A 23410-nucleotide genomic window follows, 5' to 3' on the forward strand; every position below is an offset into this window, starting at 1 on the left:
CACCCGCACCCGCCGACGCACCCGAACCCCCGAGCCCTCAGGCGATGAGGAAGTCCGCCTCCCCCGCCTTCGCCCCCTCCAGGAACGCCACCATCTCGTCCCGCGAGTACACCAGCGCGGGGCCCTCGGGATCGGTGGACTGCCGGAAGGCGACCCGGCCGTCGGGCAGCCGCTTGGCCTCGACGCAGGAACCGCCGTTCGTACCGCTCCAGGGCTTGCGCCAGCCCTCGGCGCCGAGTTCGGGAGCAGGCATGCCGCTGTGGACGGGGCTGTCGGGTGTCCTTGCCATGTGTCACAACTCCTTGCGTAGTGCCGCCAGGATGTCCCTGGTCCGAGCCACCGGTTCCGCCTGCACGGACATCCGGTCGAGGACCTCCAGATAGGTCACGACGTCCGCGGGCTGGTCGACGTACTGGGCGCCCGCGAGACCCTCGGTGTAGACGATGTCGGGGAGTTCGGAGAAGCCGAAGCGGAAGTAGTGGAAGGGGCCGTACGCCCCGGGGTGCGGCCCGGCCGCGAACCGCATGATCTGGATCCTGACCTTGGGCCGTTCCGTCGCCTCTACGAGCCGGTCGATCTGCTCCCGCATCACGTCCGGGCCGCCCACCGGACGGCGCAGCACGGTCTCGTCGAGGATGGCCCAGATGGCCGGCGCCTCGGGTTTGACCAGCAGGTCCTGGCGTCTCAGGCGCAGGGCGACGTGCCGTTCGACCTCCTCGGGGCTCGCGTTGGGAAAGCCGACCCGGATGAGGGCGGCCGCGTAGTCGTGGGTCTGCAACAGGCCGGGGACGTACTGGGGTTCGTAGAGCCGGATGACGGCGGCTTCGCTCTCCAGGCTCACGTACGCGCTGAACCACTCGGGCAGCACGTCGCGGAACTTGTGCCACCAGCCGGGCTGGTTGGCCTCGCGGGCGAGGGAGAGGAAGTCCTCGATCTCGGCGCCGGCGACCCCGTAGGTGCGCAGCAGCTCCTTCACGTAGGGGATACGCAGGCCGACCTCGGCCTTCTCCATGCGGCGGACCGTCAGGGCGGTGACCTCGATGGCGCGGGCCGCGTCGTCGAAGGACACACCGGCCCGCTCCCGCAGCTGGCGGAGCCGTTTGCCGAGGACCATACGCAGGACCGTGGGCGCCGCAGGAGCACTCCCTCCTGAGCGGGTCTCACTCACGTGCAACCTCCCGGGGCGGGATTCACAGCGTGCAGTGTGCCACGCGATCCGTTGACACGGACAGGTCCTCGCGATTCATTCTGAAATTATCAGAACGCAGGTTGCGGGCTGAGTCGTTCGGCCACCATAGTGATCGAGTGACCTACCGCACACGCTGCGCAAGGTCCCTCGAACTCCTCCGGCCCGCCCAGGAGTTGGCGCCACGGCGGGCAGGGGTCAAGCCGCGCGCCGACACGATGCGAGACCTGGATGGCCGCCGTGACGAACGGATTACCAAGGAGCCCGGTCAAAGGGGCCGGGGGGCCCAACAAGCCGCTGGCCACAGCCCTCAAGGAGGCGGGCTGCTCGTACGCGTCGCTGGCCCTGCGGGTCAACGAACTGGGCCGCTGCCAGGGCGCCCAGACCAACTACGACAAGGCCTCCGTCACCCGCTGGCTCCAGGGCCAGCAACCACGGGGCAACACACCGGAGTTGATCGCCGCGGTCCTCGGCGAACGGCTGGGCCGCGCGCTCACTCCGGCCGACCTCGGTTTCCCGCTCGACCGCGGACGACCGGTGACGGGACGGGCACTGATGTACGTCGAGAACGTGGCGGAGACCCTGCACACCCTGGCCGAACTGGGCTCCACCGACATCGCGCGGCGCAGTCTGCTCGGTGCGGTGCCGTTCGTGCCGGGGGCCCTGACGAACCCCCAACGGGCCTGGCTGCTCTGGCTGGTGGAGAGCCGTGACGCGCCCCGGCCCGCGCCGGCGTCGGGTGGCGGGCCGGTGGAGCAGGTCCACGCGATGCTCCGCATGCTCGACGAGATGGACAACCACTACGGGGGCGGCGGGATCCGCACGAGCATCGTGCAGTACCTCACCACCGAGGTGATCCCCCTGCTCCAGCAGCGCGGCATCACCCCGCGCCACCGCCGCGAGCTGTTCGCGGCCGCCGCCCGGCTGGCCGCCATGGCGGGCTGGAGCTCGTACGACGCCGGGGAGTACGGCCTGGCCCAGCGGTACATGACGCAGGGGCTCAGGCTCTGCGCGGAGGGCCGCGACCATGTCCTGGGCGGGCAGATCCTGGCGGGGCTGTCCCATCTGGCGACCAGTCTGGGCCGCCCCGACGAGGGTGTGGCGCTGGCCCGGGCCGGGGTCGCCACCGCCAAGGACTCCGGCAGTCCCCTGGGCCTGATGCGGCTGCACGCCATGTCCGCGCGCGGCCACGCGGCACTCGGCCGGCCCCGGGAGACCGCCGAGGCGCTGCGCGCCGCCGAGAAGCAGCTCGACGCGAGCCGGGGCGCCGCCGAGGAGTCGCCCTGGGTGCGCTTCCTCGACCACCACTACCTCCAGGCCGAGTCCGCGCTCTGCTTCCGTGACCTGGGCCTCGCCGCGCAGGCCGAGCACACCGCGAGTGCGTCGGTGCGTGCCCACGCCGACCGCCGCCGGCGCCAGGCCATCAGCCGTTCCGTGCTCGCGACGGCCCATCTCCAGCAGAACCGCCTCGACGAGGCCGTCGCCACGGCCACGGACGCGCTCGAAGCACTCAGCGGTGTGCACAGCGAGCGGTCCATCCAGGCCCTCCGTGACTTCCGGGGCCGGCTGGCGTCCCGCCGACACGAGCCGCTCGTCCAGGACTTCGAGCGCCGGTCGCAGGTGGTGCTGGGGGCGGCCGCCTGAGATGGGCACGTCACGGACACCCGCTTCAGTAGCCGTCCGGCGAGGGCGCGTTCTGGGCCCGGTCCACCGGCAGGTGGGCGCCGGAGACCCCGGTCGCCCAGTCGGAGAGCAGGAACACCACCGTGCGGGCCACCTCGTGCGGGGTGACGGGCGCGCCGGTCGGCAGCTCCGCCCCGACGAACGCCTCGTAGGCCCGTGGATCCTCCCGGCGCATCCGGCCCCAGCGGCGGCCCGGGATCAGCATGGAACCGGGGGACACGGCGTTGACGCGGATGTGGTCCGGGCCCAACTCACGGGCCAGGGAGGCCGCCAGGTGGATCAGGGCGCTCTTCGCCACCCCGTACTGGGCAGGCGGACCGGGCTTCCAGCCCGAGACGGAGCCGATCAGCACGACCGAGCCGCCGCCGGCCGCGCGCAGGTGCGGCAGCGCGGCGCGGACGAGACGGGCGGTGTGCCCGACGTTCAGCTCCCAGGTGGCCTCCCAGTCGGCACCGTTCGCCTGCTCGAACGTGCCGCCCCGGGAGCCGCCGACACAGGCCACGAGGCCGTCGAGACCGTCCGAGTCGTCGCGGTGGTCCGTGCCGTCGCGGTGGTCCGTGCCGTCGCGGCCGTCCATGCCGTCGCGGCCGTCCCTGCCGTGGGTGCTGTTCCGGCCGTCCGGCGTCACGCCGCACCGGAGTTCGCCGAACTGTTTCACCGCGGCGGTGACGAAGTCCTCCAGCCGTCCGGGCTCGGTGACGTCGAGCGCGTCGGTGAACAGCCGGGCACGCTCCTCCCCGGCCAGGGAGTCACCGAGCGCCGTCAGTCCCGCCGTCCGGCGCGCACAGGTCGCCACCCGGGCTCCCTCGGCGAGCAGGAGTCGTACGACGCCCTCGCCCAGGCCCCGGGTGCCCCCGGTGACCACCACCCTCTTGCCCCGCATGCCGGGCCACCCGGCGGGGACGTACCGCCCCCGCGGGGACGGGACCTCGTCGACGTTCACCATGGTGGGGAACCTATCCAGCAGGCGCCACTACGCACCCGCAACTGCACAACCCCTCCACCACCTGGCGTTTTGTGTGCCGGGTGCTGTTGTCTTCGACAACAGCACCCCCAGGAACAGCACCCCCGCAACACACTCCTGACAACCACCTTCAATGGATGTGGAGGAACTCGATGACGGCGGTCAGTGTCGGCACGTCCCGCCGACGGAACCCTGCCGCGGCGGCGCACGACCCCGGGTGGAGCGTCCACGACGCCCCGGCCGGCGGGGTGGGGCGGTCCCCGGGCTCGGTGAGGCTGCCTTGATCTCCCTCGAGAGGTCCCGCCTCGTCCGGATGGCGGTACCCGCGCGGCCGTCGTGCGCCGCCGGGGTACGGCGCAGCGTGGCGGCCCACCTCGCCCGCTGGAAGCTGTCCGCGATCCTCGACGACGCGGTCCTCGCCACCGACGAACTCTTCGCCAACGCGGTCCGGCACGCGAGCGCCGATCCCGCCGACACCATCGCCGTGGTCCTCGAGTGCTCCGGACGCGAACTGCGCGTCACCCTCGCCGACCCCTCGCCCCTGCCGCCCCGGCCTCGCACGGTGTCCCCGTCCGCCGAGTCCGGGCGGGGGCTGTCCATCGTCTCCGCGCTGGCCGACGACTGGGGAACCGAGCCGCCGGAACCGGGTGACGCGGGCAAGAAGGTGTGGTTCTCGCTCGCCGTCCGGGAGCCGGTGTGAAGGGCGCCCCGGCCATGGAACCCGTCTCGGAACCCACGCCCGGCACCGGGTCGCCCCACGAACGGGTGCTCGCCGCCGAGCTGGTCCGCCGGGCCGAGGACGAACGGCGGCTGGCCCGGGAGGCCCGGTCCGCGCCCACCGCTCGGGCCCGGGACCGTATCGCCGCGTGCCGCACCGGCAACGGCGAGGCCCTGCGCGCGATCGTCGCCCGCCACGGCTGGCCCACCGCCGAGTCGGTCGGCGAACCCGCCTCGACGGCCGCCCTGATGCTCCTGCTGCACTCCCCCGACCTCGGATTCCAGCTCACCTGCCGCGACCTGATCGCCGAGGCCGCCGCGGACGGCCGCTGCCCGGCGGTGCACCACGCGTACATCGCCGACCACTGCGCCGTCGCCCTGAACCAGCCCCAGTTCTACGGCACCCGCATCGATCCCGGCACTCTCTTCCCGTACCCCATCCGCCACCCCGAGTCCGTCGACGAACGCCGCCAGGACGTGGGTCTCGGCCCGCTGACCGACCACCTGCGGGCGGTGCGCATCGATCTGGGGGCGAGCGGCGGGCTGTGAAGGACGGTGTGACGGCGCCCATGATTGCTCCATGGGAACTGTGACGGCGTTGCGCCGGTATCCGGTGAAGTCCATGCTCGGGGAGGCTTTGACAGGTGTGGCGGTCACCGGGCGCGGGCTGCACGGCGACCGGGTGTTCGCCGTTCTCGACGGCGCGGGGACGGTCGGCAGTGTCAAGCACCCCCGCAAGTGGGGCCCGTTGCTCCGCTGCGGCGGCAGGCTGGGCAGCACCGGCGAGGTCACGGTCGAGCTGCCGGACGGCGTGGCCCTGCCGGCCGGAGACCCCGACCTGGACGCCCGGCTGTCCCGACTGCTGGGACGCGACGTCTCCTTGTCGAACACCCCGTCGGACATCCCAGGAGAACACGGCGGTGTGCTGGAGCGGGTCGTGCCCGAGTACGAGGGCGGTGTCCCGACCGCCCTGCGGAGCACGGCGACCACCGACGCCACCGGGGCGGCCATCACCTCCGGCCGGGTGGCACCCGGGACCTTCTTCGACTACGGCACGGTCCACCTCGTCACCACAAGTGCCCTGGCCCGGCTGAGGACCGCGTGTCCCACCGGGGACTTCGACCCGCGCCGCTTCCGGCCCAATCTGGTCGTCGACCTGCCCGACGGGCCGGACTTCCCCGAAGACGCCTGGACACATGCGTCTCTGCGTATCGGGGGAGCCCTCTTCCGTGTCGTGGTGCCCACACCCCGGTGTGTGGTCCCCACGCTGGCCCAGGAGGAGTTGCCGGCCGACCCCGCCATCATGCGCACGGTGGCCCGCGAACACCGCGTACCGGTCCTCGACCTGGGCCGGCTGTCGTGCGTCGGGGTGTACCTGGACGTCCTCGAACCCGGCACGGTGCGTATCGGCGACCCGGTGACCCTGCTGGGCAGCGCGTGATCGGGCGCGTGGCGGGCCGCCCCCCCATAATCCGGTCGCCCCCGCCCCGTGATCGCGTTACCGTCGCCCGATGCCCGAACTGCGAACCGAACGCCTCCTTCTGCGCGACTGGCAGGAGTCCGACCTCGCCCCCTGGGCGGCCATGAACGCCGACCCTGAGGTGCGCGAGCACTTTCCGGGCGTCCTCACGAAGGAACAGAGCGAGGCGTCCGCCGCCCGCTTCCAGGCCGACCTCGACCGGCGGGGCTGGGGGTGGTGGGCCCTGGAGGTGCGGTCGACGGGGCGGTTCGTCGGTTTCGCCGGGCTGGATCCGGTGGACGAGGACATGCCGTTCTCCGGGGTGGAGGCCGGCTGGCGACTCACGCGCACGGCGTGGGGCCACGGCTATGCCACCGAGGCCGCGCGGGCGGTCGTGGACTTCGGCTTCGCGCACCTCCGCCTCCCGGAGATCCTCGCGGTGACCACCGCCACCAACCTCCGCTCCCAGGCCGTGATGCGCCGCCTCGGCATGACCCGGGACCCGGTCGAGGACTTCGACGACCCGGCCATGCCGGAGGGACCGCTGCGCCGCGGCGTGGTGTACCGGCTGAAGCCCGACGCCGCCTAGCGCGGAAGGCTCGGCATGGGGGGCGGCCACCCTGGCCCCCCACCACCCCGGCCCCACCGCACCGGCCGGGGCGCCCGGCCCCGGCGGCTACGGCCGGCCCCGCGTCGCGCGGTCGTCGGTCAGCCGGCCGCCCACCCCGCGTAGAACAGGCCGAGGCCGGCGATCACGCAGATGCCCTGGATGGTCCAGAAGCGGACCACGACCAGGACCTCGGACCAGCCCTTGAGTTCGAAGTGGTGCTGGAGCGGGGCCATCCGGAAGACGCGCTTGCCGGTCAGTTTGAACGAGCCGACCTGGATGACCACCGACATGGTGATCAGGACGAACAGCCCGCCGAGGACGGCCAGGAGCAGTTCGGTCCGGGAGCAGATGGCGAGGCCCGCGAGGGCTCCGCCGAGGGCCAGGGACCCGGTGTCGCCCATGAAGATCTTGGCCGGCGAGGTGTTCCACCAGAGGAACCCGAAGCAGGCGCCCATCAGCGCGGCCGCGACGACGGCGAGGTCGAGCGGGTCGCGCACCTCTATGCAGGAAGCTGGGTCGGTGAGTTCGAGGGCGTTGGCGCACGAGTTCTGGAACTGCCACAGGCCGATGAAGGTGTAGCCGCCGAAGACCATGACCGACGCGCCGGTGGCGAGGCCGTCCAGACCGTCGGTCAGGTTCACCCCGTTCGACATGGCCAGGATCATGAACAGGGCCCAGACGACGAACAGCACCGGCCCGATGGTCCAGCCGAAGTCGGTGACGAACGACACCTTCAGGGAGGCCGGCGTCTGGCCCCGGTCATCCGCGAACCGGATGGCGAGCAGGGCGAACACGATGCCGACGATCAGCTGGCCGGCCATCTTGGCCCCGGCCCGCAGCCCCAGCGACCGCCGCTTCACGATCTTGATGTAGTCGTCCAGGAACCCGACCACACCCATGCCCGCCATCAGGAACAGCACCAGGAAACCAGGGTAGGTCGGGCTCTCGCCGGTGATGACCTTGGTGGCGGCGTAGGCGACGAGGGTGGCCAGGATGAAGGCGATGCCGCCCATGGTGGGCGTACCGCGCTTGCCGGCGTGGCCGCGCGGGCCGTCGTCACGGATGAACTGGCCGTATCCCTTGCGGGCCAGCAGCTTGATCAGCAGCGGCGTGCCGATCAGTGTCAGGAACAGGCCGATGGCCCCGGCGTACAGGATCTGGTTCATCGGGCGGTGGTCTCCCCCTCGGTCGCGCTCGGACACGCGACTGCCGCACCGGTGTCGCTGTTTCTCACGGGCCCCACCCTATGCAGTCACCTGATCTTCGTACCGGGGTGGGTAGTTGACCGGGATACAGGGATCCGCAGTGCCGCACCCCCGATGTCGCCGTACGTGCTTCTCGGGTCGGAGGCCGTGATCAGCCGAAGGCCGCCTCCCTTCGGTGAACTCCCAGGTGAAGGCGACCCGGGTCGAGGAGCAGGTGGACTCATCGATAGCCTTCGTCACCATGATGCGTGCCTGGGTTCCGCCGATGCTGTTCGCGCTCTGCGGCGCGGTCCTCGCGACCGGGCAGATCTCCAACGGGAACCTCGGCACAGCCGCCGCACTCCTGCTGGCGTTCCTGGCGCTCGCGGGCGTGAACTCACCCCTGATCTTCCCGAAGTCGATCGGTGCGCGGGAGGCACAACGCCGCAGCGAGGTCGACGGCCGGCCAGTCGTCTTCTGGCGTCCGGGCTGCGTGTACTGCATGCGACTGCGCATGCGGTTGGGCCGCAGCGCCGGCCAGTTGCACTGGGTCGACATCTGGCGTGACCGGGCGGGAGCCGCAGCGGTGAGAGCGGCCAACGACGGCAACGAGACCGTGCCGACCATCGTCGTCGCGGGCCGGCCACACACGAACCCCGATCCCGCGTGGGTGCGCGAACTGCTCTCGTCTTCCGCGTGATCGTCGCCGCCGACGACGATCATGGTGACGGACGCTCCGCTAGAGACGGGGCGTTCGTCTCGCTTCTCTTGAACGTTCCGTCACTCCGTGCTTTCGCGACTGCTCCGGCGGACATCACAGCCGGAAAGGGTTTTCGTCCGAGCGGGACGAAAAGTACCTTGTGCTGCTGATCGGCTTGTTTTCTTGTACGTGAAACGTGAAAGAGGCTTTGCAATGGGGCGCCCCGAACTACCGGTCGACGCGGCGGCCGGCCCCGTGTCGCGGCTCGCCCATGATCTTCGGGAGTTGCGTCGCGCGGCGGGCAATATGTCGTACCGGGCCATGGCGAAGAAGGCCGACTTCTCGGTGACGACCCTGGCTAAGGCCGCGAGCGGCGAGCGCCTGCCGTCGTTGGCCGTGCTCCGGGCGTACGTCCAGGCGTGCGGGGAAGAGGACCCCACCCCGTGGGAGGCCCGTTGGGCGGAGGCCGAGGCGCTGGCCGAGGAGGAGCGGCAGGAGGATTCCGGCGCCGCACCGCCCTATCGTGGCCTGGCGCGCTTCGAGCCGGGCGACCGTGAGCTGTTCTTCGGCCGGGACCGCATGGTCGACGAGCTGAGGGAACTGGCGTGCGGGTCCCCGTTCGCGGTGGTGTTCGGAGCGTCCGGCAGCGGCAAGTCCTCCCTGCTGCGGGCTGGGCTGATTCCCCTGCTGCGGGAGAGGATCGCACGGGAGGGGCGTGAGGCGGTCCTGCGGATCCTCACCCCGGGGGCGCGGCCCGCCACCACCTACGGACATCTGCTGTCGCCGGAAGCAGACGATCCGGAGTGCTGGGTGGTGGTGGATCAGTTCGAGGAGGTCTTCACCCTCTGCCGCGACCGCGCCGAGCGGGACCGCTTCCTCGATCTTCTGCTCGCCGCGCGCGACCCGGGAAGCCGGCTGCGCGTGCTCGTCGCCGTGCGCTCCGACTTCTACGCACGGTGCGCCGAGCACCCGCGTCTGGCGGAGGCACTCCACAGCAGCGGGCTCCTGGTCAGGCCCATGACCGCCGATGAGCTGCGCGAGGCGGTGATCGGTCCCGCGCAGGCGGCCCGGCTCATCGTGGAGAAAACCCTGACCGCGCGGATCGTCGAGGACGTGATCGACGAGCCCGGCGGACTGCCGATGCTGTCCCACGCGCTGCTGGAGACCTGGCGGCGGCGCAAGGGACGGATGCTGACCCTGGCCGCGTACGAAGCGGCCGGCGGGGTGCGCGGCGCGATCGCGGCCAGCGCCGAGGAGGCTTACGGGGAACTCTCACCGGCACAGGCACACGCCGCCCGGCACCTGCTCCTGCGTATGGTCGAGCCCGGCCAGGGCAACGCCGACACGCGCCGTCCGCTCACCCGGGAGGAGATGGCCGGGTGGGAGGACCCCGAAGTGCGGTCCGTCGCCGGGCGGCTGACCCGGGCCCGGCTGCTGACCACCGACGACGACGGAGTGCAGCTCGCCCACGAGGCGCTCATCACCTGCTGGCCGCGGCTGCGCGAGTGGATCGACGCGGACCGGGAGCGGCTGCGCCACCACCGGCAGCTGACCGACGCCGCCCGCACCTGGCTGCAGCACGACCGCGACCCGGGCACGCTCTACCGGGGCACCCGCCTGGCGCGGGCCGAGGAGCTGTTCGCGGGCGAGGCCCGCGACTACGACGGTCTGACCTCCGAGGAGACGGCCTTCCTGGTCACCGCGGCGGAGCAGCGGGCGTCGGAGGAGCGGGCGGCCACCCGGGCCCGGCGCCGGAGCCGCACGCTCGTGGCCTCGCTCTGCGCCGTGCTGGCGGTGGCCCTGGTCGTCGGGCTGACCGCCGTACGACTGCGCCAGGACAGCGAGCAGCAGACCACCGACGCGGCGGCCCGCCGGGTGGCCGCGGTCGCCGACGCGCTGCGTACCACCGACCCGCGCACCGCGATGCTGCTCGGCGTCGCCGCGTGGCGGATCTCGCCGCTGCCGGATTCCCGCCGAGCCCTGCTGGGCGCGCTGTCCCAGCGCGAACTGGGCAACTTCACCGACCCGGCGCCCGGTGACACCCCGGAGCGGTACCTCGACGTCTCCGGGCGCACTCTGCTCAGCATCAGCGACGGCACCTGGCAGACGTGGGAGGTGGGCACCCACCGCCGTATCGCCTCGGGGCCGGTACCTCACGGGGCGGTGCTCGCCGCGGCTCCGGGCGGTCGGGTGCTCCTCCTCCAGACCGCCCAGCAGACCCAGCGGCTGTGGGACACCCGAACGAGGCGCTGGATCGGGGACCCCCTGCCGTTCAGGGACACCGTGACCTTCGGGGCGAGTGGCCACAACTACCTGGTGCGGGAACCGCACGACGACCGGGCCGGGCTCTACTCCCTCACCGACGGCCATCTGGTCTTCCGGACCCCGTCGGCCGGCCGTGGCGAGCTCTCCCACGCGGCGGCCGACGACCGGCTGCTGGCTGTCTGCCCGCGCGGCCGGACCCCGCAGGTCTGGGACACCTCCGCGCACAGCGTCCGCTCCGGTGCCTGGACCGGCGCTCGCGGCGTCTGCGGTGACGACGCCTTCCTGGGCCTCGCCGGCGGCCGGCTCCTCGCTCTCGCCGGGGGTCGGGTGCGTGTCTGGGACACCACGTCGGGACGACAGCTCGCCGACGTCGCCCACCCGGGTGTCCTCTCTACCGCCGTGAGCGCGGACGGCTCTTTTCTGGCGACCGGCGGCGGTCAGGAGATCAGAGTGTGGCGGCTGCCCAACGGCGGCGCCCCCGTTTTCCGGCACTCCCTGGACAACGAGTCGCTCTCCGGTCTCGCCTGGGACTCCTCGCGGCCCCAGCTGCGGTACCTCGAAGGGGGCACGGTCCACACCCTCGATCTCACCACGACACTCACCCGGGCCTGGCGCAAGAGTCCGCTCGCCGGGGTCCGGCTCAGCCCCGACGGCAGGACGCTCGCCACCGCCGAACGTATCGGTGACCGCTACGTCTTCCAGCTGCGGAACACGCGCGACGGCCGTCTGCTGCGCACCCTGCCGGACCCGTCACGTCCCGTCTTCCGCACCGGCACACCGACGGTCCCCGCGGACGTCACCGAGCCCTTGCTGTCCTTCAGCCCCGACGGCGGCACGTTCGCGTACGGAGTCTCCGCCCGCGGCTGGGGCCCGGTGCCTCAGCGTCTGACAGTGTGGGACGTGGCCGCCGGACGGGCGAAGACCACTGTGGACCTGGCGACGGCGTCCGCATTGCCGCCGGAGGCGATCGCCCTGGGACCGGGCGGTCGTACGCTCCTCACCGCACGTCTGACCGACGACGGCTACGTCAACGAGACATGGGACACCACGCGGCGGCGGAGGACGGCGCTCCTCCCCGGCCCGGCCGGCCGTCATCTGGCCGTCAGCCCAGACGGCGGGCTCCTCGTGACCGACAACCGCGTCGTCCGAGCGGGCCGGTCCCACACCCATGACCTCGTCCAGCACGACGGCATCGGAGCCATCGCCTTCGCTCCCGACGGCTCCGGCCTCGCGGCGGGCGACTGGACAGGGCGGGTGGCCGTCTGGGACGGCGACCTCCGGCACCGAGCGGGCATCCTGAGGAACGTCTTTCTGGCGCCCGTCGATCCGTCCTCCGACTCAGCCGAGGCGATCAGGGCTCTCGCGTTCAGTCCGGACGGCAGCACGCTCGCCGTCGGCGGCGACTCGGGCACCGTCCAACTCTGGGACATCGCAACCCAGCAACCTCTCGGTCCTTCTCTGCCCACTCCCGGTGGAAGCGTCGACACGCTCGCCTTCAGCCCGGACAGCACCACGCTGTACGCGGGCGGCAAGCACGTCCCGCTCCAGCGGTACGTGGTGGATCCGGACCGAGCGGTGTCCCTTGTCTGCGCCCGTGCCGGGAAGGCCGAGCTGACTCGTGCGCAGTGGCACACCTACGTTCCGGACCAGCCGTACAGGCGGGTCTGTCCCTGACTGCCTGCGTGCATCACGGAAGCGGACCGGATCGGGGCCCCCGGGTTGGATCGGGGCCCCCGGGTTGGATCGGGGCCCCCGGGTATCGGGAGCACCCGGGTAGAGGCGGAAGCCTCCGACGACGGCCGGTCCGCCAACCGCCCACGGGATTGTCCGGCCTGGCGAAGGGGACGTGCCAAACAACATTCCGGTTGTGAGCGTCGGTGGGGCAAGGCCGGATCCCCGGCACCCTGACCCACCGGAGAAGAGCACATGTCTTCCACCGGCACGATGCCGCTGCCCGCACGCCCGAATCGCACCCCGGATCGGACGAACGCGGATCGGACAACGGCCTCGGCTCAGCGGATGCTGTGGATCGTGGCCGCCGGGTTCTGTCTGCTGTCGGCCGTCCTCGTACCGCTCACCCTGCCGCTCGGCTGGGACGAGATCGTGTACGCCAGCCGCTTCGGGCCGTACGGTCCGGCGACACCGTTCAGTGCCCCGCGTACCCGCGGGGTCCCCCTGCTGCTGGCTCCGATCGCCTCCTGGAGCGACTCGACGGTGCTGCTCAGGGTGTGGCTGCTCCTGCTGGCCGGCGGTGCGCTCTGGCTGGGATTCCGGCCCTGGCTGCGGATCCTGCCCCGCCCGGCGGCGGTGTGGGTGGCGGCCGGGCTGTACGGCAGCCTGTGGATCACCCTGTTCTACGCCGGTTCCGCGATGCCGAACCACTACACGGCGATGGGTGCCACCGCCGCGGTGGGCTGTCTCCTCGCGCCGCGTCCCCGGTACGCGGGTGTCGCGGCGGGGCTGGCGGTGGTGACCCTGATGCGGCCCAACGACGGTGTGGCCGTCGCCGTGCCACTGCTCCTGGCCGCCGTACTGATGCCCGCACTGCGCGGCGACGGCCGTCTTTGGGGGCGTCTGTCGGCCGTGGCGGCCGGACTCGTGGCGGGTGCGCTGCCCTGGGTCGTCGAGGCCGAGGTGCGGTTCGGCGGGGTGCGGGACCGACTCGCGGAGGCCGGCGAGGTCCAGGGCGGCCTGGGGGCCGTCTTCTCCCTGCGTGCCCATCTCACCGCGCTGGACGGCCCGCTGCTGTGCCGTCCCTGTGCGGGCGACACCGTACGGCTGCCCGTGACGGAGTGGTGGGTGCTGCTGCCGCTGCTGGTCGGCCTGGGGCTGTGGGCGGAGCGCCGGGCGCGCCGGTCCGCCGCACCGCTGTGGACGGCGGTGGCCGTGGCGGTGGCCACGGCGGCGCCGTATCTCTTCCTCGTCCCCTACGCCGCGCCGCGGTTCCTGCTGCCGGCCTACGCCCTGCTGGCGCTCCCTGCCGCTGTCGGGCTCCTCGCCGTCGCCCACCGGGCCCGCACCCGCCGTTCGGTGCCGACAGCCGCGGTGCTCACCCTGGCACTCCTCTGGCACTGGGGCATCCAGGCCGACCTCGTCCACACTCATGCGGGCATCCAGCAGCGGGCCCGTGGGGACTGGGACCGGATCGCCTCCGTGCTGCGCGAGCACGGGGTGCACCCGCCGTGCGTCCTCGCGGGGAACCGTTCGACGATTCCCCTCGCCCACACCGCGGGCTGTGCCGTCGCGGAGACGGCTTCCCCGGCGCACCCCGATGCGTTGGTCCTGCGCGATCGGGAGCCACCGCACTGGGCGCGCGGCTGGCCACGTTTTCCGGTGCCGGACACCTACAACCCCGGATGGACCGTCGTCGTGCGTCCATGATGGCCCCAGATCCTGACAATCAGGATGAAATCGATCGTCCGGAGTTGTATGCGGTGGCGCCAGGGGCCTGCCGAACAACCTCCCGGCTGTGAGCGTCGATCGTTGTATCGCCGCACGTCGAACAACCGGAGCACACCATGCCCACCAGCGTCCTCATCGCGGTCGCCCTGTCCGTCCTTCTCGGAATTCTGGTGCTCATGCTGAGGCCCGCCGACCCCGACACAGCCGCTTCGACGGGGGCGGACCGTACTACGGTCGACGCCGACGCCGACGCCGACGCCGATGCCCTCGCCGGCGGGACGGACGTCGGCCTCCCACAGGTCCGCTGGAACATCAACCTCGGCTCGGACGCCTATCTGGCCATGCTCGACCAGCTGCGGACCCTCGCCCGGACCTCGGCCGACGGTTTCGCCGACCTGGTGATCAGCGGCGGCGACCCCGCCGCCACGGTGCACGCGACCGTACGGCTCGGCGACTTCCGCGTCCTGCGCTTCTCCTCCGGGGACACCCCGCACGACTTCGTCCTGAACCTCGCCTCCGACATCCCCCACAAGGGGGACACCACCGACGACGACCGGTTCCTCGGCAAGGAGGGCTACGACGCCCTCGCCCATGTGGCGAACCAGTCACTGACCGCCGTCAACCTGAGCCGTCTCAGCCTGGAGGACAGTCTCAGGGACCTGGGCGTCCGCGGCACCGACCGCACCGCCCAGGCGCGCGGCATCCTGCGCTACGTCATCGCCGTCACCGAGGCCTCCCGGTTCCGCCCCGTCGCCGACCGCATCGCGAACGGCCTGGACAACGGGTCCGACGTCTACGTCACCGCACGACAGGCGGGCGTGATGCGCGGCTAGACGGCATCAGCCATGTCCTCATCGGCCCGGGCCGGGTCACTCGAATCGGTGCTCGCGGTGGGGATGTCCCACCTCGTTCCCCGGCCCCTCGGCGGACGGGCGGCCCGCCACCACGGGCGCCGACCGGCCGCCCGGCACGGACCGCGTCGCCCTTCCCGCACCGGCCCACCGCCCGGGCACCCGGGCGAGGCTGAGACACTGCACGTCATGGCCTCCTTCACTCCCGCGCGCGCCCTGCTGATGCTGACCACCGGGCTGACCTGTCTGTTGATGGCGGGCGGCGCCCTCATCGGCGCGCTGATCGGCGGCGGGCCCGTCGCCCTGGGGGCGGCGGTGTGCGCCGGACTGGTCGGCATGGTGGGCTCGCTCATCGTGCGGCGGCGGGCCATGGCGCACTTCGCCATGGCCCAGCGGCAGGCCGGGCAGCGGGGCTACGCCGAGGGCATCGCGCACGGCGTGCTCATCCATGTGACCGCCTACGAGGCCGCCGTCTTCCCCCGCACCGGGCCGAGTGGTGTGAGTGCCGAGGAGCGCGAGGCCCGCCGTACCATCGCCTACCGCATGGCCGCCCTCGACGAGGTGCCCCAGCGGGTGCGTCTGGCCGCCGCGGACGCCCTCGCGCTCCTCGACAAGACGGACCGCGAGGGCGCCGAGGAGGCCCTGGCCCGTCTCGCCACCACCGTGCGGCTGGAGTACTCCCGTCTGTGAGGACCCCGGCCGCTCGGTCCGCTGATCGCGCGCGGGCTCAGTGACCGCTGATCGCGCGCGGTGTGTAGGGCCGCTCCAGTTCCTCGGTCTCCTTCTCCGTCAGGGTGACGTCGAGGGAGGCCACGGCGTCGGTGAGGTGGTGGGGCTTGGTGGCGCCGACGATGGGGGCGGTGACCGTGGGCCGGCTCAGCAGCCAGGCCAGCGCGACCTGCGCGCGGGGCACCCCACGCTCACCGGCGATCCTGGTGACGGCGTCCACGATCTCCCGGTCGCCCTCCTGGTAGAGGGTCTTGCCGAAGTTGTCGGTCTCGGCGCGCGCGGTGACGGTGTTCCAGTCGCGGGTGAGGCGGCCGCGCGCGAGCGGGCTCCAGGGCAGCGTGGCGACGCTCTGGTCCTCGCACAGCGGGAGCATCTCGCGCTCCTCCTCGCGGTAGAGGAGGTTGTAGTGGTTCTGCATGGACACGAACCGTGTCCAGCCGTGCAGCCGGGCGGTGTGCTGCATCTTCGCGAACTGCCAGGCGTACATCGAACTCGCTCCGAGGTAGCGGGCCTTGCCCGCCTTGACCACGTCGTGCAGGGCCTCCATCGTCTCCTCGACCGGGGTGTGGGGGTCGAAGCGGTGGATCTGGTAGAGGTCCACGTAGTCGGTGCCGAGGCGTCGCAGGCTGTTGTCGATCTCCGTCATGATCGCCTTGCGGGACAGGCCCCAGGCGTTGGGGCCCTGGTGCATGGCACCGTTCACCTTGGTCGCGACGACGACCTCCTCGCGCCGCGCGTACTCCCCGAGCGCACGGCCGACGATCTCCTCGCTGGTGCCGTCGGAGTAGACGTTCGCCGTGTCGAAGAAGTTGATCCCGGCGTCCAGCGCCTGCCGGATCAGCGGGCGTGACGCCTCCTCGTCCAGGGTCCACTCGTGCGTGCCTCGGTCGGGGAGGCCGAAACTCATGCATCCCACACAGATCCGGGACACGTCCAGACCCGTCGAGCCGAGCTTCACGTACTGCATCGTTGCAACTCCTGCCTGTGAGGGGTGGGCTGACAAGCGTACGAAAGAGAGGGTGTGCCGATCGGTCAGATCCGGTACCTGCGCAGTGCCGGTGTGGCCGTCGCCAGGAGCAGCACGGCGGCCATGACCAGCAGACCGCCGCCCGCGACGGCCGTACGGGTGCCGAAGGCCGCGCCCGCCGTGCCGTGCAGGACGTCGGCGAGGCGAGGGCCGCCGGCCACGACCACGGTGAACACGCCCTGCATCCGGCCGCGCATCTCGTCGGTGGCGGCGGAGAGCAGGATGGCGCCCCGGAAGACCATCGAGACCATGTCGGCGACTCCGGCGACGACGAGGAACGCCACGGCGAACCACAGACTGGTGCTCAGCCCGAAGCCCGTGATGGCCGCGCCCCAGGCCATGACGGCCGCGATGACCATCAGTCCGTGCCGGTGGGAGCGGGAGAAGGTGCCCGACATCAGGCCGCCGACGACGGCCCCGATGGGAATCGCGGCGAACAGCAGCCCGAGGGCCAGACCTTCGCCGTAGGGCGCGTACGTGGTGGCGGCCAGTTGCGGGAAGAGGGCGCGGGGCATGCCCAGGACCATGGCGATGATGTCGGCGAGGAAGGACAGCAGGAGCACCTTGTGCAGCGCGATGTAACGGAAGCCCGCGACCACCTCCCGCAAACCGGCCCGCTTGGCGGTGGTGGTGTCCAGGGGCGGCAGGGAGGGCAACCGGTACACGGCCCAGAGGGTGGCGCAGAGGGCCAGCGCGTCGATGAGATACAGCTCGGCCAGGCCGATCACCGGGATGAGCGCGCCGGCGAGCAACGGTCCGGCCACCAGGCCGAGTTGCATCACGGTCGAGCCGAGCGCGGCGGCCGCCGGCAGTTCCTCGGCGGGGACCAGCCGGGCCACGGAGGCGTTGCGGGCCGGTGAGTTGAGGCCGAAGAACGCCTGCTGGAGGGCGAGCAGGGCCATCAGCGTCCACACGGATTCGAGGCCGGTGACGGCCTGCACCCAGAACAGCACCGAGGTGACGGCGATGCCGGTGTTGGTGACGAGCAGCAGCGTGCGGCGGTCGACGGTGTCGGCGATCGCGCCGCCCCAGAGCGCGAAGACGACCAGGGGCAGCAGGCCGGCGAGGCTGGCGTAGCCGACCCAGGCGGAGGAGCCGGTGATGTCGTAGATCTGCTTGGGGACGGCGACGGCGGTCAGCTGGCTGCCGACGGCGGTGACGATGGTCGAGGACCACAGGCGCCGGTAGGCAGGGCGGCGCAGCGGGCGGGTGTCCATCGCCCAGCGGCGCCAGCCGCTGCGGGCCGGCGCCGTCGGGTCGTCCTCCGGTGCGGTGTCGTCGCCGGCGCTGCTCTGGGTGGTGTCCACGGGCATCCTGATGCTCGATACATCTTTCGATACGGGCACCACTATCGCGGAGATCACCACCGCCGGGACAGGCGATTTCGCCGCCGTCTCACATGCTGTCGCCGCGACCCGCGCACGCGCCGTGGACCCGTCCGCGAGCGTGGCCCGTCCGCGAGCGTGACCCGTCCGCGAGCGTGCGCGGCGTCCGTGTCCGTCGTGGCTCAGGCTCCGGCGATCAGCATCCCGCCGAGGACGAGCATCGTCACCGCGACCAGGCCGTCGAGGACCCGCCATGCGGACGGGCGGGCCAGGTACCGGCTGAGCAGCCGGGCGCCGAAGCCCAGGGCGGCGAACCAGCAGAGACTGGCGAGGCCGGCGCCGAGGCCGAAGGTCCAGCGCAGGGGGCCCCGGTCGGAGGCGATGGAGCCGAGCAGGAACACGGTGTCCAGGTAGACGTGCGGGTTGAGCCAGGTCAGCGCCAGACAGGTGAGGACGGCCCGGCGCCGTGAACCCGCCGCCGCGCTCTCCGCGCGCAGCGCGTCGTCGCCGGGCCGCAGGGCGCGGCGGGCGGCCAGAGCGCCGTAGACCAGGAGGAAGCCGCCGCCGACCAGGGCTACCGCCTTCAGCGCGCCGGGCCAGGCGACGACCACCGCGCCGACACCGGCGACGCCGAGGGCGATCAGCAGCGCGTCGGAGAGGGCGCAGATGGCCACGACCGGGAGCACGGCGTCGCGGTGGAGGCCTTGGCGGAGGACGAAGGCGTTCTGGGCTCCGATGGCGACGATGAGGGAGAGGCCGGTGCCGAAGCCGGCCGCGAGGGCTGTCATTTCGCTGAACACACCCATGACGCTAGGAAACGCATCGCCATGCGTACAGCTAAAGATTCTTACGTATCATTAGCGTTCGTGATGTCTCAGCTTCCGCTCGATCTGGTGCGCACCCTCCTCGCCGTGGTGGACGAGGGCACCTTCGACGCTGCGGCGGGGGCCCTGCACGTGACGCCGTCGGCGGTCAGCCAGCGGGTCAAGGCGCTGGAGCAGCGGGTCGGCCGGGTGCTGCTGATCCGGGAGAAGCCGGTGCGGCCGACGGAGTCCGGTGAGGTGATCGTCCGGTTCGCGCGCCAGCTGGCCCGTCTCGAACACGACGCGCACTCCGCGCTCGGGATGACGGGCGCCGGGGAGACCACCCGGGTGTCGATCGCGGTGAACGCCGACTCGCTGGCCACCTGGTTCCTGCCCGCCCTGACCCGGGTGCCGGAGGAACTGCGCCCCTGTTACGAACTGCTCCGGGAGGACGAGCAGCACACGGCCCGGCTGCTGCGCGAGGGGCTCGTGATGGCCGCGGTCACCTCGGCACCGGACGCCGTGGCCGGCTGCTCGGTCCGGGCGCTCGGCCGGATGCGCTACCGGCCCTGCGCCACGCCCGCCTTCGCGCAGCGGTGGCTCGGCTTCGGATCGGGCACGCCGCTGAAGGACCTGATCGCCGACGCGCCGGTGGTGTTCTTCGACCGGCGGGACGAGTTCCAGGACGCCTTCGTCCGACAGCTGACGCGGGGGCGCCCTGCCAGTCCCCACCGGCACTACGTACCGACCTCGGAGGGGTTCGTCGACGCCGTGGCCGCCGGCATGGGCTGGGGCATGGTGCCGACCGCCCAGGCCGAACGGCTGCTCGACAGCGGCCGGCTCGTCGACCTGGCACCGGAGGGGTTCGTGGACGCCCAGTTGTTCTGGCAGCAGTGGAAGCTCGACTCCCCCGCGCTGACGGCGGTGGCGGAGGCGGTCGCCGCCGAGGCCGCCGAGACGCTCGACCTCTGAGGGCCGTCTCAGGCGCCGTCCTCACGCGCCACCCTCAGGCGTCGTCGCGACCGGCGCCGAACGGGCCGTCCAGCGCCGCCCACTGGAGCAGCATGATGGTCTTGGCGTCGGCGATCTCGCCGCTGCGGATCATCTCCAGGGCCCTCCGGAAGGGCAGTTCGACGAGTTCGATGTCCTCGCCCTCCTCCTCCAGGCCGCCGCCCTCGTGGGTGCGGGTCGACGGGCCGTACGGGGCGGCGTAGAAGCTGACGCGTTCGGTGACCGAGCCAGGGCTCATGTAGATGTCGAAGACGTGCTGGATCTCGCCGATGGTGTGGCCGGTCTCCTCGACGACCTCGCGCCGCACGGCGACCTCCGGGTGTTCGTCCTCCTCGTCGAGCAGGCCGCCCGGCGTCTCGACGAGCATCCCGTCGGGGTGGCCGTTGACGTACACCGGGTAGCGGAACTGCCGGGTGAGCAGCACGGTTTCGCGTGCGGTGTCGTAGAGCAGGACGGTGGCACCGTTGCCCCGGTCGTGCGTCTCGCGCTCCTGCGTGGTCCAGGTACCGTCGGCGTGCTGGAAGTCGAAGGTCGTCGTGCGCTCCACGTACCAGTGGCTGGACAGCAGGCGCACGTCCCGTACCTTGACGCGGGGGTTGCCGGTGAGGTCCCGGCCGGTGCGGTCGAGCCCGGTGCGGCCCCGGCGGTCCGGGAGGTCGACTCCGGCGGTCTTGTTGGTCATGGGTCCGCTTCTACCATTCCGGTCGAGACGTTGTCAGGCTCCTCAATTCGCTTGCCGCGCGCGTCGCTTGGCGGAATCGGGCAGTCCGGGACAGCATGCCCGTATGAAGAGCGATCTTTTCTCCAACGAGAACATGGTCCAGCCGGCGTACGCGCCGGGGATGAGCGTCCAGAACGCCAAGTCGATCAAGTACGCGGTCAACGGCGAGATGCTCGCCCGACAGGGCGCGATGATCGCGTTCCGGGGCAATCTGCAGTTCGAACGCAAGGGCCAGGGCGTGGGCGGCATGCTCAAGCGCGCGGTCACCGGGGAGGGGCTGGCGCTGATGGCGGTGCGCGGCCAGGGCGAGGCCTGGTTCGCGCACGAGGCACAGAACTGTTTCATCGTCGACATCGAGCCGGGCGACGTGTTCACCGTCAACGGCCGCAACGTGCTGTGCTTCGACTCGTCGCTGTCGTACGAGATCAAGACGGTGAAGGGCGCCGGCATGACCGGTGGCGGCCTGTTCAACAGCGTCTTCACGGGGCAGGGGAAGCTGGGTCTCGTCTGCGACGGCAATCCGCTGGTCATCCCGGTCTCGCCGCAGCTGCCCGTGTTCGTCGACACGGACGCGGTGGTGGGCTGGACGGCCCACCTCTCCACCTCGCTGCACCGCTCCCAGTCCTTCGGCTCGATGATCCGCGGCGGCTCCGGGGAGGCCGTGCAGCTGAAGCTGGAGGGTGAGGGCTTCGTGGTCGTACGGCCGAGCGAGGTGACTCCGCAGGCCCAGCAGCACTGAGCAGACGGACGACGGGAGGGAACCCTGGGTCGTCCTGCTCAGGCCTGCGTGGGCCGCGCGGCCCACGCAGGCCTGAGCGAACAGGCTTTCGAATCTAGAGCTACGCTGCAGGTATGGCCGCGCACCTCCAGGGCTCCCTCTTCGACCAGTCCGACGACGTCCGCCTCGGCCCCCTCGACGGGCTCCGCCGACGTGAGCTGGGCGCCGGGGCCTGGGTCGACGTGCTGCCCGGGTGGCTCACCGGCGCCGACGCGCTGTTCACCCGGCTCGCCGAGGACGTGCCGTGGAAGGCGGAGCGACGGCAGATGCACGAGCAGGTCGTGGACGTACCCCGCCTGCTCTCCTCCTACGGCCCCGAGGACCCCCTGCCGCACCCCGTCCTGGACGAGGCCCGGGAGGCGTTGTCGTCGCACTACGGCTCCGAGCTGGGCGAACCGTTCGCCACGGCGGGGCTCTGCTTCTACCGCGACGGCCGGGACAGCGTGGCCTGGCACGGCGACCGGATCGGGCGGGGCGCCCGGGAGGACACGATGGTGGCCATCCTGTCCGTGGGCGACCCCCGCGATCTGGCCCTGCGCCCGCACGGCGGCGGCGGGCAGACCCTGCGCTTCCCGCAGGGCCACGGCGATCTGATCGTGATGGGCGGCTCCTGCCAGCGCACCTGGGACCACGCGGTGCCCAAGTCGACGTGGGCGGTGGGGCCGCGCATCAGCATCCAGTTCCGGCCGCGCGGCGTCCGCTAGCGGCAGGCCCGGGAGCCGACCGCTCCCGGCTACTTGCGTCCGGCGAGGGCCCGCGACTGCGACGACCGGGCCAGCTTGGGGCCCAGCCAGCGCTTGAGACGACGCAGGGCCTCCAGTCGGCCGGCCGCGCGGTCGAGGCGGTAGTAGAGCTGCGGCGGCACGTACGGCAGCAGCGGGGAGTGCCGCTGGCCGAGGAGTGCGAACATCTGCTCCGGCGGCAGCTCGATGTACCGCTGGATGTTCTCGTACCACTGGGCGCTGTGCCGGGCGGCGCTCTGCAGCCGCAGGAGGTCGGACTTGCGCCGTCGCTCGTACGCGGCGAGCGCGGTGTCCGTGTCCGGGTGGGCGCCGAGGGCCTCGGCCAGGCAGATGGCGTCCTCCAGGGCGAGGGTGGTGCCGGCGCCGATGGAGTAGTGCGTGGTGTGTGCGGCGTCGCCGAGCAGGACCAGGTTGCCGTGGTGCCAGACGCGGTTGGTCAGGGTACGGAAGGTGAGCCACCGGGCGGTGCCGTCGCCCTGGTCCCGGCCCAGCAGCGGATGGCCGTCCAGGATGCCGGCGAAGAGCTTCTCCAGCAGGGCCAGGCCGTCGGCCTCACCGAGGCGGTCCAGGCCCAGGCCGCTCAGCGTCCTTGGGGAGCACTCGATGACACAGGTGCTCTGCTCGTCGCTGAACGGATAGGCGTAGGCCCAGATCCAGCCGTGGTCGGTCTCCTGGAAGGAGAAGGTGAAGGCGTCGTGGACCTTGGTCGTCCCCAGCCAGATGTAGGCGTTGCGGCCGAGCGTGATGTCGCTGCCGAAGCGGTCCGCGTACCTCTCGCGCACCGTGCTGTGGACTCCGTCGCCCGCGACGACGAGGTCGGCGTCCGGCAGCGCGTCGGCCGTGATCTCGTCCTCGTACTCCACCCGGACACCGAGGGCGCGGGCCCGGTCGGCGAGGAGTTCGAGCAGACGGCGTCTGCCGATGCCGAAGCCGTCGTCGCCGGGCTGGACGGTGCTGCGGTCGCGGACGTGCGCCACCCCGCTGTTCCAGGTGACGGAGTTCTCGCTGATGACGAGGGCCGTCTCGGGGTCCTTCTCGCGGAGCTTGTCCAGCAGTTCGGACCAGTAGGTGACGCCCCAGCCGTAGGTCGACCCGGCCGGGTTCCGTTCATGGACGGTGATGTCGTGGGACGGGTCCTGCCGCTTCATCAGGATCGAGAAGTACAGGCTTGCGGGTCCGCCGCCGACGCACGCGATCTTCACGCACACTCCCATTTCGCTGCGCAAAGCGATCAATTGACCACGAAGAGTAG

Annotated in this window: 23 protein-coding genes; 13 read left to right on the forward strand and 10 right to left on the reverse strand. The window is 71.8% G+C overall.

Annotation, left to right across the window (positions count from 1 at the left end; all coding sequences use genetic code 11):
- Positions 1 to 37: 37 nt before the first annotated feature.
- Together P1P70_RS07150 and P1P70_RS07155 are read right to left on the reverse strand one after the other, a co-directional pair.
- Positions 38 to 289 carry a DUF397 domain-containing protein gene (locus P1P70_RS07150; RefSeq protein ID WP_319235529.1) on the reverse strand — a complete coding sequence of 84 codons (252 nt, stop codon included), beginning with the start codon at positions 287 to 289 and terminating at the stop codon, positions 38 to 40.
- Positions 290 to 292: 3 nt separating this feature from the next.
- Entirely contained in the window at positions 293 to 1114 is an 822-nt protein-coding gene (locus P1P70_RS07155) for a helix-turn-helix transcriptional regulator (protein ID WP_319235531.1), read from the reverse strand.
- A gap of 303 nt (positions 1115 to 1417) precedes the next feature.
- On the opposite strand from P1P70_RS07155, the gene P1P70_RS07160 reads away from it, so the two are divergent.
- A complete protein-coding gene (locus tag P1P70_RS07160; RefSeq protein ID WP_319235533.1) occupies positions 1418 to 2830 on the forward strand; it encodes a hypothetical protein in 1413 nt (470 codons plus the stop codon).
- Positions 2831 to 2855: 25 nt separating this feature from the next.
- Here the strand turns inward: P1P70_RS07160 and P1P70_RS07165 are convergent, their stop codons facing one another.
- Positions 2856 to 3815: an SDR family NAD(P)-dependent oxidoreductase gene (locus P1P70_RS07165; protein ID WP_319235535.1), complete on the reverse strand. Its 960-nt coding sequence runs from the start codon at positions 3813 to 3815 to the stop codon at positions 2856 to 2858.
- Between the two features lie 298 nt (positions 3816 to 4113).
- Between P1P70_RS07165 and P1P70_RS07170 the strand changes: the two genes are divergently transcribed.
- From P1P70_RS07170 to P1P70_RS07185, 4 genes are all read left to right on the forward strand, one after another.
- Positions 4114 to 4533: an ATP-binding protein gene (locus P1P70_RS07170; protein ID WP_319235537.1), complete on the forward strand. Its 420-nt coding sequence runs from the start codon at positions 4114 to 4116 to the stop codon at positions 4531 to 4533.
- A gap of 14 nt (positions 4534 to 4547) precedes the next feature.
- Positions 4548 to 5099 (forward strand): DUF6624 domain-containing protein, encoded by a 552-nt coding sequence (locus P1P70_RS07175; protein ID WP_319235538.1) that lies wholly within the window; start codon positions 4548 to 4550, stop codon positions 5097 to 5099.
- A 31-nt stretch (positions 5100 to 5130) separates the two neighbouring features.
- The gene (locus P1P70_RS07180) at positions 5131 to 5991 is read left to right on the forward strand and encodes an MOSC domain-containing protein (protein ID WP_319235540.1); all 861 of its coding nucleotides are present in this window, start codon (positions 5131 to 5133) and stop codon (positions 5989 to 5991) included.
- Positions 5992 to 6061: 70 nt separating this feature from the next.
- Positions 6062 to 6598 (forward strand): GNAT family N-acetyltransferase, encoded by a 537-nt coding sequence (locus P1P70_RS07185; protein WP_319235541.1) that lies wholly within the window; start codon positions 6062 to 6064, stop codon positions 6596 to 6598.
- Positions 6599 to 6717: 119 nt separating this feature from the next.
- Here the strand turns inward: P1P70_RS07185 and mraY are convergent, their stop codons facing one another.
- A complete protein-coding gene (gene mraY, locus P1P70_RS07190) occupies positions 6718 to 7785 on the reverse strand; it encodes a phospho-N-acetylmuramoyl-pentapeptide-transferase (protein ID WP_319235542.1) in 1068 nt (355 codons plus the stop codon).
- Positions 7786 to 8065: 280 nt separating this feature from the next.
- On the opposite strand from mraY, the gene P1P70_RS07195 reads away from it, so the two are divergent.
- The 4 genes from P1P70_RS07195 to P1P70_RS07210 all read left to right on the forward strand — a co-directional run bounded on the left by P1P70_RS07195 (position 8066) and on the right by P1P70_RS07210 (position 15003).
- Positions 8066 to 8503, forward strand: a complete 438-nt coding sequence (locus tag P1P70_RS07195; RefSeq protein WP_319235589.1) for a glutaredoxin domain-containing protein — start codon at positions 8066 to 8068, stop codon at positions 8501 to 8503.
- A gap of 213 nt (positions 8504 to 8716) precedes the next feature.
- Positions 8717 to 12442: a helix-turn-helix domain-containing protein gene (locus P1P70_RS07200; RefSeq protein ID WP_319235545.1), complete on the forward strand. Its 3726-nt coding sequence runs from the start codon at positions 8717 to 8719 to the stop codon at positions 12440 to 12442.
- 345 nt (positions 12443 to 12787) lie between these two features.
- Complete coding sequence (locus tag P1P70_RS07205) at positions 12788 to 14149, forward strand: hypothetical protein (protein ID WP_319235546.1); 1362 nt, start codon at positions 12788 to 12790, stop codon at positions 14147 to 14149.
- A 137-nt stretch (positions 14150 to 14286) separates the two neighbouring features.
- Complete coding sequence (locus tag P1P70_RS07210; RefSeq protein ID WP_319235547.1) at positions 14287 to 15003, forward strand: ribosome-inactivating family protein; 717 nt, start codon at positions 14287 to 14289, stop codon at positions 15001 to 15003.
- Between the two features lie 36 nt (positions 15004 to 15039).
- Here P1P70_RS07210 and P1P70_RS07215 read toward each other — a convergent pair whose 3' ends face one another.
- Positions 15040 to 15207 carry a hypothetical protein gene (locus tag P1P70_RS07215; RefSeq protein ID WP_319235549.1) on the reverse strand — a complete coding sequence of 56 codons (168 nt, stop codon included), beginning with the start codon at positions 15205 to 15207 and terminating at the stop codon, positions 15040 to 15042.
- A gap of 3 nt (positions 15208 to 15210) precedes the next feature.
- Between P1P70_RS07215 and P1P70_RS07220 the strand changes: the two genes are divergently transcribed.
- Entirely contained in the window at positions 15211 to 15711 is a 501-nt protein-coding gene (locus tag P1P70_RS07220) for a hypothetical protein (protein ID WP_215452347.1), read from the forward strand.
- 37 nt (positions 15712 to 15748) lie between these two features.
- On the opposite strand, the gene P1P70_RS07225 is transcribed toward P1P70_RS07220, so the two are convergent.
- From P1P70_RS07225 to P1P70_RS07235, 3 genes are all read right to left on the reverse strand, one after another.
- Positions 15749 to 16717 carry an aldo/keto reductase gene (locus P1P70_RS07225; protein ID WP_319235552.1) on the reverse strand — a complete coding sequence of 323 codons (969 nt, stop codon included), beginning with the start codon at positions 16715 to 16717 and terminating at the stop codon, positions 15749 to 15751.
- 65 nt (positions 16718 to 16782) lie between these two features.
- Complete coding sequence (locus tag P1P70_RS07230) at positions 16783 to 18090, reverse strand: MFS transporter (RefSeq protein WP_319235553.1); 1308 nt, start codon at positions 18088 to 18090, stop codon at positions 16783 to 16785.
- A gap of 194 nt (positions 18091 to 18284) precedes the next feature.
- On the reverse strand, positions 18285 to 18890 hold the full coding sequence (locus P1P70_RS07235; protein ID WP_413471433.1) for a LysE/ArgO family amino acid transporter: 606 nt from the start codon (positions 18888 to 18890) through the stop codon (positions 18285 to 18287).
- Positions 18891 to 18968: 78 nt separating this feature from the next.
- Here P1P70_RS07235 and P1P70_RS07240 point away from each other — a divergent pair, with 78 nt between their 5' ends.
- A complete protein-coding gene (locus tag P1P70_RS07240) occupies positions 18969 to 19877 on the forward strand; it encodes a LysR family transcriptional regulator ArgP (protein ID WP_319235555.1) in 909 nt (302 codons plus the stop codon).
- A gap of 34 nt (positions 19878 to 19911) precedes the next feature.
- Here P1P70_RS07240 and P1P70_RS07245 read toward each other — a convergent pair whose 3' ends face one another.
- Positions 19912 to 20598, reverse strand: coding sequence for an NUDIX domain-containing protein (locus P1P70_RS07245; RefSeq protein WP_319235556.1), 687 nt, complete (start codon positions 20596 to 20598; stop codon positions 19912 to 19914).
- A gap of 103 nt (positions 20599 to 20701) precedes the next feature.
- Between P1P70_RS07245 and P1P70_RS07250 the strand changes: the two genes are divergently transcribed.
- Together P1P70_RS07250 and P1P70_RS07255 are read left to right on the forward strand one after the other, a co-directional pair.
- Positions 20702 to 21376, forward strand: coding sequence for an AIM24 family protein (locus P1P70_RS07250; protein ID WP_033526153.1), 675 nt, complete (start codon positions 20702 to 20704; stop codon positions 21374 to 21376).
- Positions 21377 to 21489: 113 nt separating this feature from the next.
- Positions 21490 to 22119, forward strand: coding sequence for an alpha-ketoglutarate-dependent dioxygenase AlkB (locus P1P70_RS07255; protein ID WP_319235558.1), 630 nt, complete (start codon positions 21490 to 21492; stop codon positions 22117 to 22119).
- 29 nt (positions 22120 to 22148) lie between these two features.
- Here the strand turns inward: P1P70_RS07255 and P1P70_RS07260 are convergent, their stop codons facing one another.
- Positions 22149 to 23360: an FAD-dependent monooxygenase gene (locus P1P70_RS07260; protein WP_319235559.1), complete on the reverse strand. Its 1212-nt coding sequence runs from the start codon at positions 23358 to 23360 to the stop codon at positions 22149 to 22151.
- Between the last annotated feature and the right edge of the window lie 50 nt (positions 23361 to 23410).

It is taken from the genome of Streptomyces sp. MB09-02B (assembly GCF_033794485.1).
Taxonomy (GTDB): domain Bacteria; phylum Actinomycetota; class Actinomycetes; order Streptomycetales; family Streptomycetaceae; genus Streptomyces.